Source organism: Nitratireductor aquibiodomus NL21 = JCM 21793, assembly GCF_000615975.1.
Taxonomy (GTDB): Bacteria; Pseudomonadota; Alphaproteobacteria; order Rhizobiales; family Rhizobiaceae; genus Nitratireductor; species Nitratireductor aquibiodomus.
Map to the genome: position 1 here is coordinate 1 of NZ_BAMP01000093.1, position 16,484 is coordinate 16,484.

Annotated in this window: 18 protein-coding genes; 12 read left to right on the forward strand and 6 right to left on the reverse strand. The window is 62.4% G+C overall.

Translation table 11 applies throughout. The annotated features are described in order from the left end of the window. From JCM21793_RS29530 to JCM21793_RS19135, 5 genes are all read left to right on the forward strand, one after another. A partial coding sequence (locus JCM21793_RS29530) for a SixA phosphatase family protein (protein WP_025031392.1) occupies positions 1–417 on the forward strand: 417 nt, incomplete at its 5' end. Between the two features lie 222 nt (positions 418–639). Continuing rightward, positions 640–1,068 carry a GNAT family N-acetyltransferase gene (locus JCM21793_RS19125; protein WP_025031393.1) on the forward strand — a complete coding sequence of 143 codons (429 nt, stop codon included), beginning with the start codon at positions 640–642 and terminating at the stop codon, positions 1,066–1,068. A gap of 112 nt (positions 1,069–1,180) precedes the next feature. Further along, positions 1,181–1,723, forward strand: a complete 543-nt coding sequence (locus tag JCM21793_RS31570) for a hypothetical protein (protein ID WP_370671662.1) — start codon at positions 1,181–1,183, stop codon at positions 1,721–1,723. Next, entirely contained in the window at positions 1,714–4,050 is a 2,337-nt protein-coding gene (uvrB, locus tag JCM21793_RS27050; RefSeq protein WP_370671663.1) for an excinuclease ABC subunit UvrB, read from the forward strand. Before JCM21793_RS31570 ends, uvrB begins: the two co-directional genes overlap by 10 nt. 223 nt (positions 4,051–4,273) lie before the next feature. After that, a complete protein-coding gene (locus tag JCM21793_RS19135; RefSeq protein ID WP_025031394.1) occupies positions 4,274–4,561 on the forward strand; it encodes a GIY-YIG nuclease family protein in 288 nt (95 codons plus the stop codon). 306 nt (positions 4,562–4,867) lie between these two features. Here JCM21793_RS19135 and JCM21793_RS19140 read toward each other — a convergent pair whose 3' ends face one another. Then, complete coding sequence (locus tag JCM21793_RS19140) at positions 4,868–5,239, reverse strand: GFA family protein (protein WP_025031395.1); 372 nt, start codon at positions 5,237–5,239, stop codon at positions 4,868–4,870. A gap of 829 nt (positions 5,240–6,068) precedes the next feature. Between JCM21793_RS19140 and JCM21793_RS19145 the strand changes: the two genes are divergently transcribed. Beyond that, positions 6,069–6,548: a hypothetical protein gene (locus JCM21793_RS19145; RefSeq protein ID WP_025031396.1), complete on the forward strand. Its 480-nt coding sequence runs from the start codon at positions 6,069–6,071 to the stop codon at positions 6,546–6,548. 110 nt (positions 6,549–6,658) lie between these two features. Here JCM21793_RS19145 and JCM21793_RS19150 read toward each other — a convergent pair whose 3' ends face one another. Next, positions 6,659–6,892, reverse strand: coding sequence for a hypothetical protein (locus JCM21793_RS19150; protein ID WP_025031397.1), 234 nt, complete (start codon positions 6,890–6,892; stop codon positions 6,659–6,661). 253 nt (positions 6,893–7,145) lie between these two features. On the opposite strand from JCM21793_RS19150, the gene JCM21793_RS19155 reads away from it, so the two are divergent. From JCM21793_RS19155 to JCM21793_RS19175, 5 genes are all read left to right on the forward strand, one after another. Beyond that, positions 7,146–7,466, forward strand: coding sequence for a BA14K family protein (locus JCM21793_RS19155; protein ID WP_025031398.1), 321 nt, complete (start codon positions 7,146–7,148; stop codon positions 7,464–7,466). Between the two features lie 506 nt (positions 7,467–7,972). Beyond that, a complete protein-coding gene (locus tag JCM21793_RS19160) occupies positions 7,973–8,215 on the forward strand; it encodes a DUF1344 domain-containing protein (protein WP_025031399.1) in 243 nt (80 codons plus the stop codon). A 180-nt stretch (positions 8,216–8,395) separates the two neighbouring features. Next, a complete protein-coding gene (locus JCM21793_RS19165) occupies positions 8,396–9,616 on the forward strand; it encodes an NAD-dependent epimerase/dehydratase family protein (protein WP_025031400.1) in 1,221 nt (406 codons plus the stop codon). Positions 9,617–9,628: 12 nt separating this feature from the next. Then, positions 9,629–10,438 (forward strand): glycosyltransferase, encoded by an 810-nt coding sequence (locus JCM21793_RS19170; protein ID WP_025031401.1) that lies wholly within the window; start codon positions 9,629–9,631, stop codon positions 10,436–10,438. Beyond that, positions 10,435–11,337, forward strand: coding sequence for an NAD-dependent epimerase/dehydratase family protein (locus JCM21793_RS19175; protein WP_025031402.1), 903 nt, complete (start codon positions 10,435–10,437; stop codon positions 11,335–11,337). The genes JCM21793_RS19170 and JCM21793_RS19175 overlap by 4 nt, the downstream gene beginning before the upstream one ends. A gap of 142 nt (positions 11,338–11,479) precedes the next feature. Here JCM21793_RS19175 and JCM21793_RS19180 read toward each other — a convergent pair whose 3' ends face one another. Next, entirely contained in the window at positions 11,480–12,697 is a 1,218-nt protein-coding gene (locus JCM21793_RS19180) for a mandelate racemase/muconate lactonizing enzyme family protein (protein ID WP_025031403.1), read from the reverse strand. Next, positions 12,694–13,782 (reverse strand): Zn-dependent alcohol dehydrogenase, encoded by a 1,089-nt coding sequence (locus tag JCM21793_RS19185; protein WP_025031404.1) that lies wholly within the window; start codon positions 13,780–13,782, stop codon positions 12,694–12,696. Before JCM21793_RS19185 ends, JCM21793_RS19180 begins: the two co-directional genes overlap by 4 nt. A 185-nt stretch (positions 13,783–13,967) precedes the next feature. Between JCM21793_RS19185 and JCM21793_RS19190 the strand changes: the two genes are divergently transcribed. Further along, positions 13,968–14,357, forward strand: coding sequence for an acyl-CoA thioesterase (locus JCM21793_RS19190; RefSeq protein WP_007010475.1), 390 nt, complete (start codon positions 13,968–13,970; stop codon positions 14,355–14,357). A gap of 3 nt (positions 14,358–14,360) precedes the next feature. On the opposite strand, the gene JCM21793_RS19195 is transcribed toward JCM21793_RS19190, so the two are convergent. After that, the gene (locus JCM21793_RS19195; RefSeq protein ID WP_025031405.1) at positions 14,361–15,659 is read right to left on the reverse strand and encodes a hemolysin family protein; all 1,299 of its coding nucleotides are present in this window, start codon (positions 15,657–15,659) and stop codon (positions 14,361–14,363) included. 60 nt (positions 15,660–15,719) lie between these two features. Next, complete coding sequence (locus JCM21793_RS19200) at positions 15,720–16,481, reverse strand: extensin-like domain-containing protein (RefSeq protein ID WP_081784770.1); 762 nt, start codon at positions 16,479–16,481, stop codon at positions 15,720–15,722. Between the last annotated feature and the right edge of the window lie 3 nt (positions 16,482–16,484).

The window sequence follows — 16,484 nt, forward strand, 5'->3', positions numbered from 1 at the left end:
CCGCGCATGGGGCGCGAGCTTGCGCGCCGTGGCTGGCTGCCCGATCTGGTTCTGGTTTCTCCGGCCCGCCGCGCGCAGCAGACCTGGCGGCTTGTCGCCGCCGAAATCGGTCGGATGGAGCTTGCGCCCGGCAGCGGGGAGGGGCTCTACATGGCCGCGCCTGAGCAATTGCTTGCCGCCTTGCAAGAGATTCCGGAGAAGGCCGCGCGTGTCCTCCTTGTCGGTCACAATCCGGGCATGGAGGACTTCGCCAGCCGTCTGGCCGGCGATGGGTCCCAGGAGGACGCGCTGGAGCGCATGCGCGAAAAATTCCCCACCGCCGCCGTCGCCCGCTTCGCGTTTGACGGACGCTGGGATGCGCTCTCCTTCGGCCAGGCGCGGCTGCTCGACTTTCTGAAACCGAGAGATTTTGGCTGAAACCGTCTCGTGCAGCCTTGCGTCTGCACTTTTCCTGCGCTAGATCGCGATCAACTGTCTGGAGGTTTTATGTCCCGGTGAAGCGGGGGCGGCTGCGCCCCTGAAATGGATGATGGCTGGTGGTCTACCCGGCCTGCGCATCCGTTTCGCATCCTGAACAGATTTTTTCGCAGCAGCGTGCCTTTGACGGGGCGCGTGATGCTGCGCAACCGGACATGACCAATGATCAAGACCTATGAACCGGGCGTCGATGATGACGCCATCGTTGCCATCTGGCTCGCCGCCAGCCGGCTCGCCCACGCCTTTCTTGGCGACGATTTCATCGCCGGCGAGGCGGAGAATATCCGCAATGTCTATCTGCCCATGGCCGATACCCGCACCGTCTGGGCGGATGGCCGGCTTGTCGGCTTCCTGGCCCTGCTCGGCAACCAGGTCGGCGGCCTGTTTCTCGATCCGCAATTTCATGGCCGCGGTCTGGGGCGGGCGCTGATGGACGATGCCTTGGCCCGCATGGGCACGCTCGAACTCGATGTGTTCGTCAAGAATGATATTGGCCGTCGCTTCTATGAACGCTACGGCTTCATCGTGGTAGACGAGCGCATCGATCCGCCCACGGGCGAGCCGCTTCTGCATCTTCGCTACCCGGCCTGACATGATTGCGCATGACGGCTCCTGACAGCCTTCTGTCAGGAGCCGAGCGGGGTGGTGCATTCCCTGTGCGCCACCCCTTTCCATTTTGTTCCTGCGGTTCCATATTCGCCCCATGGCCAGATCACCCGACAAGAAGAATGGCGGCTTCGCCGAAGCCCCCCAGCCCGCGCTTTCGGGCACGCCGCTTTCCGGTTCCCCCTCCGGTTCTATCGCGGACTGGGCGGATGAAATCGCGCAGGAAGCCGAGAAACCTGCAAAACCGAAGAAGCCGAAAAAGCCCGCCGGGCGTTCCGCCTCGGCATCGAAGACTGCGCGCGGAACCTCCATGGGCGGCGCGGCCTCGGCCAAAGAGCGCGCCGCTGCCGGTCTCATGCCCGTCGCGGGTCTCGACGTCACGCTGGAGGAGGCCGAGGGGCTTTCCTCCTCGGGTGTCACTGCCACGGTTGCAGCGCTCTCCAAGCTCATTGAAGGCGGCGACCCGAACCTCCAGTCCACATGGACACCGCACCGTCCCGCGCGGCCGGAAAAATCCGAGGGCGGCATTCCGCTCAGAATGGCGACGGAGTTCCAGCCTTCCGGCGATCAGCCACGGCCATTGCCGATCTCGTCGCCGGCGCCAATGAAAACGAGCGCACACAGGTCCTTTTGGGCGTGACCGGCTCGGGCAAGACCTTCACCATGGCCAAGGTGATCGAGGAAACGCAGCGCCCGGCCATCGTCCTCGCGCCAAACAAGACGCTGGCCGCCCAGCTCTATGGCGAGTTCAAATCCTTCTTCCCGGACAATGCGGTCGAGTATTTCGTTTCCTATTACGATTACTACCAGCCCGAGGCCTATGTCCCGCGGTCGGATACCTTCATCGAGAAGGAATCCTCCATCAACGAGCAGATCGACCGCATGCGCCACTCGGCCACGCGCGCCCTGCTCGAACGCGACGACGTGATCATCGTCGCGTCCGTCTCCTGCATCTACGGTATCGGCTCGGTCGAGACCTACACGGCCATGACCTTCCAGATGCAGATCGGCGACCGGCTCGACCAGCGCCAGCTTCTGGCCGATCTCGTTGCCCAGCAATACAAGCGCCAGGACATCAATTTCGTGCGCGGCTCCTTCCGCGTGCGCGGCGACACGATCGAAATCTTCCCCGCCCACCTGGAAGACCGCGCCTGGCGCATCTCGCTCTTCGGCGACGAGATCGAGACCATCACCGAGTTCGATCCGCTCACCGGCAAGAAGACCGGCGACCTGCAATCGGTCAAGATTTACGCCAATTCGCATTATGTCACGCCGCGCCCCACGCTCAACCAGGCCGTCAAGGGCATCAATGCCGAACTGAAACAGCGCCTTGCGGAGCTTGAGCGCGCCGGTCGCCTGCTGGAAGCCCAGCGCCTCGAACAGCGCACCCGCTTCGATCTCGAAATGCTGGAAGCCACCGGCTCCTGCGCCGGCATCGAGAACTATTCGCGCTATTTGACCGGTCGCGCGCCGGGCGAACCACCGCCCACCCTGTTCGAGTACATCCCCGACAATGCGCTGGTCTTTGTCGACGAGAGCCACGTCACCATCCCGCAGATCGGCGGCATGTATCGCGGCGACTTCCGCCGCAAGGCCACACTCGCCGAATACGGGTTCCGCCTGCCCTCCTGCATGGACAACCGCCCGCTCCGTTTCGAGGAATGGGACGCCATGCGTCCGTCCACCGTTGCCGTCTCCGCCACGCCCGGCAATTGGGAGATGGAAGCCGCCGGCGGCGTCTTTGCCGAGCAGGTCATTCGCCCCACCGGCCTCATCGACCCGCCCGTCGAGGTGCGCCCGGCCAAGTCTCAGGTCGACGACGTGCTGGGCGAAATCCGCGAGACCGCTGCCAAGGGCTACCGCACACTCGTCACCGTGCTCACCAAGCGCATGGCGGAGGACCTCACCGAGTATCTGCACGAGCAGGGCGTGCGCGTGCGCTACATGCACTCCGACATCGACACGCTGGAGCGCATCGAGATCATCCGCGACCTGCGCCTCGGCGCCTTCGACGTGCTCGTCGGCATCAACCTCCTTCGCGAGGGCCTCGACATTCCCGAATGCGGCCTTGTCGCCATTCTCGATGCCGACAAGGAAGGCTTTCTGCGCTCTGAAACCTCGCTCATCCAGACCATCGGTCGCGCCGCGCGCAATGTCGATGGCCGCGTCATGCTCTATGCCGACCGCATCACCGGCTCCATGGAGCGGGCGATGGAAGAGACCAACCGCCGCCGCGAGAAGCAGCTTGCCTACAATGAGGAACACGGCATCACGCCGGCTTCCATCAAGAAGAACATCGCGGACATTCTCGATTCCGTCTATGAGCGCGACCATGTCCGCGCCGACATTGGCGGTGCCGGCGGCAAGGGCGACGACCTCAACAATCTCGTTGGCAACAACCTCGCCGCCCATCTCGAACATCTCGAAAAGGCGATGCGCGACGCCGCCGCCGATCTCGATTTTGAGGAAGCCGCCCGCCTGCGCGATGAGATCAAGCGTCTGAAGGAAACGGAGCTTGCCATTCTCGACGACCCGCTCGCCCGCGATGCCGGCGTCGAAAACACGCAAAAATCCCGCCGCGACAGGGCGCGCAGCAAAAAAGGGCAGGGCGGGCAGGCCAAGGGCGCAGGCGCACAGTCAGCTCCTCATGGTGAGCCCGTCGAACCACGGGGGGCGGGCAGCAAAGCTCCGGCTTCATCGCTCTTCCACAAGCCCGATCTCGACGAAATGGGTGGCGCTGGCGCCCACGCACGGCCTGCGGGAAAGAGCCTCTTCCGCAAGAACGATCTCGACGAGATGACGGTCGGCCGCACCGAAAAGCCGGTGCGCAAGCCGGTTCCGCAGAAGCCGGAAGACGACCCCAAACCGGTGAAACGCCACCGGCCTGGCATAGGCTCCTATGAGGACCCGGCGGATGAGCGCCGCAGCAAACGCCGTCCGGGGAAGACGGGCAGGCCGGGGCGGTAGATAAACTCCGTCATCCCGGAAGCCGTAAGGCTATCCGGGACCTATTGGCAGAATGCCGTAGAGCGCGGTCGGGTTTTCGCCGATGCACTTCTCAGCACTGTCATCTTCTTCTGTGGAACCGGGCCGCGCTTACCCAATAGGTCCCGGCTCTCGCTCCGCTCGGCCGGGATGACGGGCGTGGATTCTCGTTGTGATCCGCAACCAATACGTGCATATTCGTTGCATGGGCGGATATGTTTACATCCTGGCATCGCGAAAGAACGGGACGCTTTACACCGGGGTCACTAGCGATCTTGAGCAGCGTATTTGTGAGCACAGGGAAGGCATAACCGGCGGCTTCACCAAGAAATACGGTGTTCATATGCTCGTCTGGTATCGTGACTATTCCGATATCCGCGATGCCATAGAAGACGAGAAGCGCATCAAGCGTTGGCGCCGGAAATGGAAGCTGGAACTGATCGAAAGAATCAATCCCGACTGGGACGATCTCTCCAGCGCTCTGAACCATTAACCTCCGTCATCCCGGAAGCCGCAGGCTATCCGGGACCCATTGGTAGGCTCTCATAGAGCACTGTCCGGTCCTGGGTGCGCGCTTTTCAATACGGAGATTTCTTTCTGCGGATAGAGGCCGCGCTGGCCCAATGGGTCCCGGCTCTCGCTTCGCTCGGCCGGGATGACGGATGCGCGGTGGCTTCCGGAAATACGTCATCCCGGAAGCCGCGAGGCTATCCGGGACCCATTGGCAGAACGCCGTGGGGCACGGCCCGGTTTTCGCAGGCATGCCCTTAAGCTTCCTCGCCGTTGCGGCGGATTTCCCTCACTCCCGATCCCGCTCAAACCGCTCCTTCACCGGAAACGCCGGCAGCCACTTCTCGCGGCGTGACACCCACAGCTCATAATCCGGCACAAGCTGGTCCGGCGCGTCCAGCGTGCCGAGATGCACTTCGAGCTCGTCGCCGGTGCGGGCAAACACCGAGGAGCCGCAGCGCGGGCAGAAATGGCGGCCCTGATAGGCGTGTGTCTCGCCGGTGACGCGCACCGCCTCCGCCGCAAAGACGGCTGCCGCATAAAACAGCGCGCCATGGTGCTTGCGGCAGTCGAGACAATGGCAGATGCCCACGCGGTCGGGCTCTCCCGCAGCTTCAATCCGCACCGCACTGCACAGGCATCCTCCACTCAACCGCACCACTGCAAGCTTCCTTTCCTGCTTTTGGTCAGGCGGACTCTGCCGCCTGAGAGATACGGCGGCAAGGGACAGGGCAAGGGGGCGGTTTGAAAATGCCTATCCACCATCCTTACCCCACCAAAGCACCGGGGATAAACTTCGGCCTCCAGGAAACCGCCCCAGTTTTTCTCACCCGCACCCCGTCATCCCCGCAAAGGCATGGCTCCTATGGTCAAACGACGGGACGACGAGGCGGATGAAGCACATTCCCTACTCGCTATTCGCCACTCCCTCTTCGCTCTTTTCTCCCCCACCCCAAAACCTCCACTACACTTCCCACCCATCGCCCCTGTCGGGAACCGGGTCCGGAGCCGGGGATCAGGAGGGGCGACGGCAGCCTCCCCCTCGGGTTCGGTGACCCGGGGCCTGTGAGGGCCCGCGAAAGGCCGGCGGCCGGCATCATGTCGGTTGCGGAAAAGCCGCTAGGGCACAGATCGCCCGAGTGACCGGTCGGCAGACGGGACAGCGGCCGGCGGGGCGCGCTTTTCGCGCCACTTCAATTCCCAACAGAGAGGCACGAAAAACGCGCCCCGTTTCCCGAACGATGCAAACCCCGGCGGAACTCCGCGCGGCAACGAAGGAGCCTGTCTTGAAATGTCCGCGCCACACCCCCTCTGTCCTGCCGGACAGAGGAGGGCAACTGCGCCAACGGTCGAAACCAGCCCCACCCCGTTTTCCATCATCCCGGAAGCCGCGATCCATTGGAAAACGCGCTGGAACACGGCCGGTCGGCAGGAACCCGCAGTGCCCGTTTGTTGGCGTCATCAACGCAAAAAAACAGGGAGACCCCCACATGCCACGCAAAACAAGAAAGCCGCAGGCGCAGACCGGGGCCAATGCGAAACTTTTCGAGATCGTTGGCGGCCTTGCGAGGATCCGCGACACGCTATTGGATGAGAAGGGCATCAAGCCACCTTTTCCCATTAGCCCGCCCGACTGGCCTTGTGAGGAAATGCAGGTGGCGTTTCGGTATCTCGCCGGACAGGCCGACCGGCCGCAGCACTGTCCAAACCGGCGGTGCCGGCGCTCAGGCATGTGTCAGGCAGGGGCGGATGCGCCGCTGGACGCGGACTGCTTTTCGAACTGGAACGATAGCGATGTCTCCCGGCTCCATGCTGCCTGGCTGGGTGTCGTTCTGTGCTGGATGTACGATGCCGAGCGGTATGAGCATTTCATGGCGATGTGGCAGCACAAAACGCAGGAATGCACCTTGCCCGAGCTGAAGCGGGCCATTGAGGAGACCAGGAAAAAACTTGCATGGGTGACAACCTGATCGCCGTGTTCCAGCGGCGTTGGTGCCCCTGGAGGGCTTTGCCCCGGGCGGTCTCTCAGGCGCTCCCCCGGGTGCTCCCCTGGGGCGCTCTATTGACATTTTCGTGTGCCTTAGGCTTCGAGCCGCGCCACGCTGTCCAGCCCGGCCTGAACCAGGTTCAGTGGCAGGCGGCGTCCGCTTGCCCAGGAACGCATCACGTGCCCGGCAACCCGTTCGCGGGACTTGCTGTCGCTCTGTCCTATGCCAAGCTCGGCGCAGACGGCTTCGATGGCGTTTTCCATCGCTGCCATTTCCTCTGCATCGTAGATGCCGACGCTCTTGTGCGGTACTCCAGACTTGGCCATGGTCCGGCCCTCCTCAGCCGTGCGAAGTTGCAGTCGGCGCGCGTTACCTCCAGTGCCGCCGTCCACTGTCACTCCACCATAAACGGTAACAGGTTTATTTCCCGTGTCTATTATGGCGAATCTATGTTGCGTGAATGCGACGCGCCCCGCGAAAAAAAACGCGGGGGCCGTGAACCTTTCTTTTTCCTCCTGCGACAGACGGGCATCGGACGGCTGCACCAGCCGGCCATCGATCGCAAAGGAGGATGATGAAATGTCCCTGAAACGCACCATCGCAACCGGCCTGATGGCCGTCACCCTTGCCGCCACGGCGCTTTCGGCCGCCAGTGTCGAAAGCCGCGCGGGGAGCCTGTCTCCGGGTGAGGCTGCGGCCATCGCCGGGCTCGGCGGTTTTATTGCAGGCGGCCTGATCGCGGATTCCCGCGCCCGGTATTATGGCCCCGCGCCGGTTTATGGCCGCGCTTCCGCCTGGGATCGGCATGTGGCCCGCTGCTATGCGCGCTACCGCTCCTATGACGAGTACAGCGATACCTTTCTCGGCTATGACGGCTATCGCCATCGCTGCCGGCTTTAGAGCATCGGACCGAAAAGTGGAAACCGGTTTTCGGCTTATTCCGATGCTCCATCAATGGTTTGGATCGTCCTTTTTGCGTCCGGATGGACGCACGGCGATCCAGAGCATCGGACCGAAAAGTGGAAACCGGTTTTCGGCTTATTCCGATGCTCGATCTAGCTCTTCACGCAAAGGCGATGCGCAGTTACCCGATTTGACCGCGCCGCCACGGCGTGTCGGGAAAGTCCGGGCGGGTCGTGAACACGGGTCGCCCGGATTTTGTCCGCTTTGCAGCAGGGGCGGCGTGAACCAAAGCCGGTATTGCGCGTTGTTCAGCACGCAGCCGCCGGCGAAGCGGGGGATTGCGGCAAAGCTTTGGCGGGAGGCGTGTTTGCGGCGGTCATCCTGTTTGATTTGAGATTGCCGGTGTCTGGCGTCACCTTTTTCCCGTCGGCCTGGTTCCCGGCTCCCCCAAAACTGTCGACGGGGACTGGGCCGACATGAAAACACAAAAGGGAGTTCTCTCCATGAAGAAAATCCTCGCAGCCCTTGCCGCCACCGGCTTCCTCACGCTCTCGGCCTATGCTGCGGATGTGCAGGGAACCGTGCAGTCCGTCGATCCTGCCACCAGAACCATCGCACTCGACGACGGCACGGTTTACACAGCCGGCGAGGGCGTCGATCTCGCCGGCATATCGGCTGGCGCTTCGGTCACGCTGACCATAGACGACACAACCAACGAGGTGACTTCCATCGAAGCGCAAATGTAACCCTGCCCGTCTTGTCCTTCCCCTGGGACGGGAAGCCGGTCTCCAGAGGAGGCCGGCTTCTTCGCGTATGTTTGTCCTTTCGGAACAAACTGTCATAAAACAATGCTAAGGGGGCTTTCGAGAAGGGAATCAATCTGTTTTCCCTTGGCTTGATGCATTGATGACCGGAGGCGGAATTTCATGAAGATTGCAGTTCTTGGCGGCGATGGATTCGTCGGCTGGCCGACCTCGCTTCACCTGTCGGCTCGTGGGCACGAGGTCCACATCGTTGACAATCTGTCCCGGCGGTGGATCGACACCGAGCTCGGCGTTCAGTCGCTGACGCCCATGGACTCCATTCAGGAGCGCACCCGCATCTGGCATCAGGAAACGGGCCGGCGCATCCATTTCCACCTGATCGACCTGGCGCGCGATTATGATGTGCTGAAGGCGTGGCTTGCCGAGCACAGGCCCGATGCCATCGTGCATTTTGCCGAGCAGCGCGCTGCGCCCTATTCGATGAAGACCGACCGTCACAAGAACTACACGGTCAACAACAACGTCAACGCCACGCATAATCTGCTTAATGCGATGACGGAGATCGGTCTCGACGCGCATCTGGTCCATCTGGGCACGATGGGCGTTTATGGATATTCCTCCGTCGGTGCGGCAATCCCGGAAGGCTATCTCCCGGTCGGGGTCGAGACGCTCTCGGGCGAGACGGCGTCGCAGGAAATCCTTTACCCGACCAATCCGGGCTCCATCTACCACATGACGAAGTCGCTGGATCAGCTTCTGTTCCAGTTCTATGCCAAGAATGACGGTGTGCGCATCACCGACCTTCATCAGGGTATCGTCTGGGGAACGCACACGGAAGAGACGAAGCTCCATGCGCAGCTCATCAACCGCTTCGACTATGATGGTGACTACGGAACAGTGTTGAACCGCTTCCTGATCCAGGCGGCGATCGGTTATCCGCTCACCGTTCATGGAACGGGCGGCCAGACGCGGGCGTTCATCCACATTCAGGATTCGGTGCGCTGCGTCGAGATCGCATTGAACAATCCGCCGAAGCGGGGCGACCGCGTGGAAATCTTCAACCAGATGACCGAAACGCACCGCGTGCGGGACCTGGCGGAACTCATCGCGCGCATGACGGGCGCGAAGGTCGCGTACCTGCCCAACCCGCGCAAGGAAGCCGCGGAAAACGATCTGGTCGTGAGAAACGACAAGTTCCTGTCGCTCGGCCTCAATCCGATCACGCTGGAAGAAGGGCTTCTGGCCGAGGTCGTCGATGTGGCCAAGAAGTTCGATTATCGTGTCGACCGCTCGCGCATCCCGGCCGTGTCCGCCTGGACCAAGGACATTGCGCCGACCATCGAGCGCGATCCGGAAGGCAAGCGGCTCAAGAGCGTGGGCTAAGCGACGGCTTTCATGTCGAAACACGCCTATGTGACGCTTGTCACCAACGAAGATTATGCGATGGGCGCGCTGGCTCTGGTGCGCTCGCTACGGCTGACGCAAACGGATGCCGATCTTGTGGTGATGCACACCGGTGGAGCTCCCGCCCAGGCGCTGAAGCCGCTGGCTGCGCTCGGTGCACGGCTCGTGCCGGCGGAGCTTCTGCCCACCTCAGATGCCTTCAACGAGCGGCATCAGCGGGCGCGGCTCCACGCGAATGCACCCTTCACCAAGGGCAACAAGCCGAGCTTTCACACCCCGCTCGACAATTTCGCCAAGCTCAGGCTGTGGCAGTTGACCGAGTATGAACGGGTCGTTTTCATCGACGCCGATGCGGTGGTGGTGCGCAATATTGACCGGCTGTTCGGCTATCCGGAATTCTCCGCCGCGCCCAATGTCTATGAGAGCCTTGCGGATTTTCACCGGCTGAATTCAGGCGTGTTTGTAGCAGCGCCTTCGGAGGCAACCTTTGTCGCCATGCTTGCGCGACTGGATCAGCCCGCAGCGTTCTGGCGGCGGACCGACCAGACTTTTCTGCAGGCGTATTTTCCGCACTGGCACGGTCTGCCGGTGTTTTTCAACATGCTGCAATATGTCTGGTTCAACCTGCCGGAGCTCTGGGACTGGGCGTCGATTTCAGTGGTTCACTATCAGTATGAAAAGCCTTGGGAGCGGGATCACCCCAAAGCAGCCGAATTGCAGCCGTTGATCGACCTCTGGAGTGCGTATCACTCGGGTGAGGGCATTCCCGACATCGATGCGCTGGCGAACCCGGTGTCATGAGCACGCCCCACAGCATCGTGTCCGGCGGGACCGGGCTTGTCGGGCGCTTCATTGTCGAGGGGTTGCTGGCAGCGGGGCATCGGGTGACGGTGCTGGGACGTAACGCGCCGCCGGAAGGCCTTTTTTCAGGGGCGGTCGCATTTGCGCCCATGACGCTTGAGCCGACATCCATCTCGACGGCTCTGTTCGAGGGGGCGGATTTCTTCGTGCATGCGGCCTTCGACCACCTGCCCGGCCGGTACCGGGGCGGGGAGGGCGGTGATGCGGCGGGGTTTCGTCGACGCAATCTCGACGGAAGCATTGCCATGTTCCGCGCTGCGCGGGCGGCGGGTGTGGCGCGAACGGTGTTTCTTTCCACGCGCGCAGTCTATGGGCCACGCGCACCGGGGTCGATGCTCAATGAGTCCGATGCCTGCCGGCCCGACACACTTTACGGCGAGGTGAAGCTGGCCGGTGAGGAGGCGCTCTCGCAACTTTCCGACGATGGATTTAGCGGTGTGAGCCTGCGTGTGACGGGGGTCTATGGAACGGCGGGCAGCGGACGATCGCACAAATGGGCGGGCCTTTTTGACGATTACCTTTCAGGTCGTGAGATCGCACCGCGCGCGGCGACTGAAGTGCATGGCGAGGATGTTGGATCGGCTGTGGGTCTGATGCTGACATTGCCGGCGGCAAAGCTTGTGAGTGGTGTCTTCAACGTGTCGGATCTGGTGCTTGATCGTCACGATCTTCTGGCGCTCGTGGCACAGGAAACTGGATGCAGGAATCCGTTGCCGGGTGCCGCTGACAAAAGTGCGGTCAATGTGATGAAAACGGATCGCCTGCGCGCCCTTGGGTGGACGCCTGCCGGCATGGCGCTTCTCAGGCGAACAGTGCCCGAATTGTTAGGCAGGCGTTAACCCCTGCGTGGTTTGTGAACCATAGCTGCGACAGCAAACTTCACGTATCGATTCAAGTTCTTGATGTGTTGATTCAGGTTTCTTGCGCGATGATTCATTTTGTCGCGGCAAGTTTCTGAAAACGAATCGGAAATCCGGTCTGCTATTTTGCCGTAATCGGTGCCTGCGTCGCCTGGAGATGCAGTTCGCCACCCTCATAGGGGTGAGCTTCGGCGACGCTTTCGTCAAGCTCGACACCAAGCCCCGGTTCTCCCGATGGAATGACAAAACCATCCTCCCAGCGAATTTTCTGTTTCAGCAATCGAGCGTGAAAACCGTCGAAGGTGCGGATCGCTTCCAGGATCAGGAAATTGGGAAGGGTGACGGCGAGCTGGATGTTCGCGGCAGCGACAATGGGGCCGCAATAGCAGTGCGGTGCGATCTGAACATGGTGAGCTTCCGCCATTGCCGCGATCTTCTTCGTTTCAAGAAGGCCACCCGACCGACCGAGATTGGGCTGGAAGATGCCGGCGGCGCCAAGGCTGAGAAGCTGGGCAAGTTCATACTTCGTGGTGAGTCTTTCCCCCGTGGCGATGGGGATCGTGGTTCCACGTGCGACCTGCGCCATGGCTCCGGGACTGTCCGGAGGAACAGGTTCTTCAAACCAGAGCGGATCATAGGGTTCGAGCGCGTGTGCCATGCGGATTGCACCCGATGGTGTGAACTGGCCATGAGTGCCGAACAGGATGTCGGCGCGCGTGCCGACTGCTTCGCGCACCGCAGCGACCATGCGTATGGAAAGGTCGATGTCGCTCTGGCGCGGCTGATGGCCGCCGAAGGCGGTGTATGGGCCCGCCGGATCGAATTTGATCGCGTCAAAACCCTGCGCAAGGCAGGCCAATGCGGCTTCGGCGGCAAGGTCGGGATCGTTGTAGACATTGCGTTCGCTATCGGTCTCGCCCGGTACGGCGCTGCCCGTGGCAGGGTAGAGATAGGTGTAGCTGCGCAGCCGCTCATGGACCTTTCCGCCGAGCAGCTTGTAGACCGGTTTGCCGGCCTCCTTGCCGATGATGTCCCAGCACGCCATCTCGAGGGCGGACACGCACCCCATCAATGTTGGATCGGGCCGCTGGCTGAAGCCGGAGGAATAGGCGCGGCGAAAGAAGGTTTCAATGTCATGCGCGTCGTGGCCGATCAGGTAGCGTTCGGCCACGTCTTCGATCATGCGTGCCGTGAGGTGTGGGCTGAAGGCGGCGGAATAGGCCTCGCCATATCCAACCACGCCGCCATCGGTCACGAGTTTCACGAAGATGAAATAGCGCCCGCCCACATGCGGCGGCGGGTTTGCTGTGACGAAGGTTCTGGCTTCGGCAATCTTCATTCGAAGATCACCACATTGCGCAGGGCCTGTCCGTTCTTCACGGCGGCAATCGCCTCGTTGATCTCCTCGAGCCTGTAGCGGGCGGTGATGAGTTCATCGAGTTTCAGCCGGCCCTTCTGATAATGCTCGACAAGAACGGGTATGTCGTGGCGGAGCCGCGTTTCGCCCATCTTGGAACCGATGATCTTCTGGTTGAGGGCAGCAAGCTTGCCCGGATCATAGGGGATGCGCACGCCATTGGCCGGCATGCCGACAACGATGACCGAACCGTTGCGGGTTATATAACGCGGGGCGCTCGCGAGCGCTGCCTCGACACCCACGGTGACGAAGACGAAATCCACGCCACGCCCCTGTGTGAGCGCTTTGATCGACTTCGCGTGATCGGGGTCGGCGGGGCTGAACGCGTGGGTGGCGCCGAACTCGCGGGCCGCCACGAGTTTGTCATCGCTGAGGTCGAGCGCAATGACCGGGCTCGCGCCGGCGAGTGCCGCACCCTGAATGGCATTAAGTCCGACGCCACCGCAGCCAATTACAGCCACAGCATGGCCTGCAGACACGCGGGCCGTGTTGGTGACCGCGCCGAAGCCGGTGATGACGCCGCAGGCAAGGAGTGAGGCGACGTCGAATGGCATGTCGGCCGGAACATGGGCGAGCTGGCTTTCGTGAACGACCACTTTCTCGGCAAAAGCGCCGGTGCGCAGCCCCTGCTCGCAGGCGCCGCCATCGGCAAAGGCGAGGGGGCCTTGCTGATCGAGCGGGAAAACCTCCTCGCACATGACCAGGCTCTGACGCGCGCAATAGTGGCAATGGCCGCAGGAGCGGATGAGCGTGACGACGACATGATCGCCAGGCACAACGCCGGTGACGCCGGGGCCGACTGCGGAAACCACGCCGGCTGCCTCGTGGCCGTAGACAGCCGGGAGATCGCCGCCCCAGGCGCCTTCGGCATAAGAGATGTCGGAGTGGCAGATGGCACAGGCTCTGAGGTCGACGAGAACTTCACCCTGCCGGGGCGGAGCGAGCTCGAGCGTTTCGATCGAGAGGGGTTTGCCGAACGCCCGGCATATGGCGGCCTTGATCTGCATGGAAACCTCGCTGGAATGCGTTCAACGCGAATTAAAGCCGCAAGTTCGTCACGGGTGCAACGCAGATACGACACCGAAGGGCAACCATGCGTCAACGGAAGAGGTGCCATGCGCCCGCGTTTGTTGACCGGGAGACCTGTCGGGACTACGCCGGATAACGTTCAAAAAAAGGGGAATGACAGGTCATGAATGCACCGGAAACACCCACGGGCGATCTGACGCTTCGCACGCAGGCGATGCCAGGTGACGCCAATGCCGCCGGCGATATTTTCGGCGGCTGGGTCATGGCGCAGATGGACCTTGCGAGCGGTATTCGCGCCGCCGAACGCGCCCATGGTCGCGTGGTGACGGCCGGTGTGAAGGAAATGGCCTTCGCCAAGCCGATGAAGGTTGGCGACACGCTGTGCATCTACACCCATATCGAGGGGGTGGGGCGCACGTCGATCCGGCTCAAAGTCGAAGCGTGGGCACAGCGCTACCTGTCGCCGACCATGGAAATGGTCACCCATGCAGATTTTGTGATGGTGGCGCTCGACGCCAATGGCAGGCCCACCCCGGTGCCACCCGAAGACTGAGGTCTACGCCTCGGCCACCTCGCCGAGTTTCGTTGCAAGCACGCGGTCGATCCGGCGATTGTCCAGATCCATGATCTCGAAACGCCATCCCATCGCGTCGGTGCTTTCGCCGGTCTTCGGTAGATGCGTGAACTCGTTGAGCAGGAAGCCGGCGAGCGTGGTGTAGGTGCGCTCTGCGGGAAGGGAAAAGCCCAGATGGTCGGCCATCTCGTCTGCGGGCATGGAGCCGGGCAGGAGCCAGGAGCCGTCGGCGCGCTCGACGATGTCCATCTCGCCTTCCTCGGCATCGGCACGAAAAAGGCCGGCAATGGCCTCCAGAATGTCGGAGGGCGTTACGATGCCTTCGAAATGGCCGTGCTCGTCGTGCACCAACGCCATCGGCACCGCCGCTTCGCGCAGGACGGAAAGCACATCGAGCGCGTCGGCCATATCATGAACGATCGGTGCCGGCAGAACATGCGTCCGGATGTCCAGTGCTTCGCCCGATAGCTGGACGGCAAGCAGGTCGCGCAGCTTGACCACACCGGCGATCTCATCGATGGACCCTTCGCCGGCGGGGAGGAGGGAGTGACCGGACTCCCTGACATCATCCGCCAGTGCCGCTTCATCCGCTGTCAGGTCGAGCCAGTCGATCTCGCCGCGCGGCGTCATGATGGCACGGGTCTTTCGGTCGGCAAGGCGCATGACACCTGCAATCATGCGACGCTCGTCGGATGCGATGGTGCCGCTGGTTTCGGCCTCGGCGATGAGTGTGCGGATTTCCTCGTCGGTTACACGCTGGCTCGATTCCGCGCTCTGACCGAGCAGCGCCAGAACCAGCCTGCCCGACACGTCTAGCAGCCACACGAGCGGCAGGGTGATGCGCGACAGTAGGCCCATGATCGGCGCTACCCTGATGGCGATGCCTTCGGCATTCTTCAGCGCGATCTGCTTTGGAACGAGCTCGCCAACGATCAGCGATACATAGGTGATCAGGGCCACGACCAGGCCGACGCCGAGCGGGTTTGCCACACCTTCCGAAACGCCCTGCATGACGAGCCAGTCGGACAGGCGTGTGCCGAGCGTTGCGCCGGAGAAGGCGCCGGAGAGCACGCCGACCAGCGTGATGCCGATCTGGACCGTGGAAAGGAAACGGCCGGGATCAGCCGAGAGCGCAAGGGCACGGGCGGCGCCGCGCTGACCCTGTTCGGCCCGGGACTTCAACCGGGCGGGTCTGGCCGACACAACGGCCAGCTCCGACATGGCCATGAAGCCGTTGAAGAGGATAAGGACGAAGAGAATGACGATTTCGACAATGAGCATGGCTGCTCTTTAGCACTCCGGGGTGAACGGCGCGAGACTGCATTGTGTCCAGAAAGGGCGCTATTTACAGGCGCGGTAGCCGTTGCGACGGCCTTTCAGGTCGAAGTGGAAGTGATCGCGGTGATCGTAGTTGTAGCCGGGACCGAGAACTGTCGTGAAGTAGTCGCAGCCCTCAGCGCGCACCGTGTTGAGCAGACCGCGCTGGCGGAACGCGAAGAAGCCGGGCTTGCGCACATCGATCTCACGGCCATTCTTCAATTGGATGCTCATCACGTCGAGTGCGTTGCCCTTGGAATGCTCGGAGGCAACACTGGTGCCGGCGATGCGCCGGCAGGAATAACTTGAGCCCTGACGGATCTTGCCGATTCCGGTGAGGTAGCGCTTGCGTGCGGCCGGTGCGAGCTCGTTTTTGGTCCAGCGGGCAAAGGTCTCGGCCATCTGACAGTTGAGCGTGGCGGCGGGCGCCATTTCGATGTTGCCGGACAGGCCGCTGACCTTGACGGGCCAGTCTATGCGACAGGCGCCACCATCGTTGATGGGTTCGAGGTCCTGATATTTGACCCCAAGCCGCTTGAGGCGGCGGCGACAGGCGACCTCTTCCGGCGGCATGACGCGGGCCGAACTTTCGCTGCGCGGCAGGGTGAAGCGCGGGTAGGAAACCATCATCGGGTTTGAAGGAACGAGCGCCTGCAGGCCTTTCGTGCTGTCGGGCGTGGGGGTGGAGGCGGGGACGGATGGTGTCGCCGCTTGGGGCACTGGCGCAGCGGGAGCCGGGGCAAGACGGGCGACAGGCACTGCCGCGGTCTGCACGCCGATATCCACCGA

Bases quoted from the DNA above. Each gene is read 5' to 3' on its own strand.
- JCM21793_RS31570 (WP_370671662.1), top strand. From the start codon at position 1,181: ATGGCCAGATCACCCGACAAGAAGAATGGCGGCTTCGCCGAAGCCCCC.
- JCM21793_RS19170 (WP_025031401.1), top strand. From the start codon at position 9,629: ATGTCGAAACACGCCTATGTGACGCTTGTCACCAACGAAGATTATGCG.
- JCM21793_RS19185 (WP_025031404.1), bottom strand. From the start codon at position 13,782: ATGCAGATCAAGGCCGCCATATGCCGGGCGTTCGGCAAACCCCTCTCG.
- JCM21793_RS19150 (WP_025031397.1), bottom strand. From the start codon at position 6,892: ATGGCCAAGTCTGGAGTACCGCACAAGAGCGTCGGCATCTACGATGCA.
- JCM21793_RS19180 (WP_025031403.1), bottom strand. From the start codon at position 12,697: ATGAAGATTGCCGAAGCCAGAACCTTCGTCACAGCAAACCCGCCGCCG.
- JCM21793_RS19125 (WP_025031393.1), top strand. From the start codon at position 640: ATGATCAAGACCTATGAACCGGGCGTCGATGATGACGCCATCGTTGCC.
- JCM21793_RS19165 (WP_025031400.1), top strand. From the start codon at position 8,396: ATGAAGATTGCAGTTCTTGGCGGCGATGGATTCGTCGGCTGGCCGACC.
- JCM21793_RS19195 (WP_025031405.1), bottom strand. From the start codon at position 15,659: ATGCTCATTGTCGAAATCGTCATTCTCTTCGTCCTTATCCTCTTCAAC.
- JCM21793_RS19145 (WP_025031396.1), top strand. From the start codon at position 6,069: ATGCCACGCAAAACAAGAAAGCCGCAGGCGCAGACCGGGGCCAATGCG.
- JCM21793_RS19135 (WP_025031394.1), top strand. From the start codon at position 4,274: ATGGGCGGATATGTTTACATCCTGGCATCGCGAAAGAACGGGACGCTT.
- JCM21793_RS19190 (WP_007010475.1), top strand. From the start codon at position 13,968: ATGAATGCACCGGAAACACCCACGGGCGATCTGACGCTTCGCACGCAG.
- JCM21793_RS19155 (WP_025031398.1), top strand. From the start codon at position 7,146: ATGTCCCTGAAACGCACCATCGCAACCGGCCTGATGGCCGTCACCCTT.
- JCM21793_RS19175 (WP_025031402.1), top strand. From the start codon at position 10,435: ATGAGCACGCCCCACAGCATCGTGTCCGGCGGGACCGGGCTTGTCGGG.
- JCM21793_RS19160 (WP_025031399.1), top strand. From the start codon at position 7,973: ATGAAGAAAATCCTCGCAGCCCTTGCCGCCACCGGCTTCCTCACGCTC.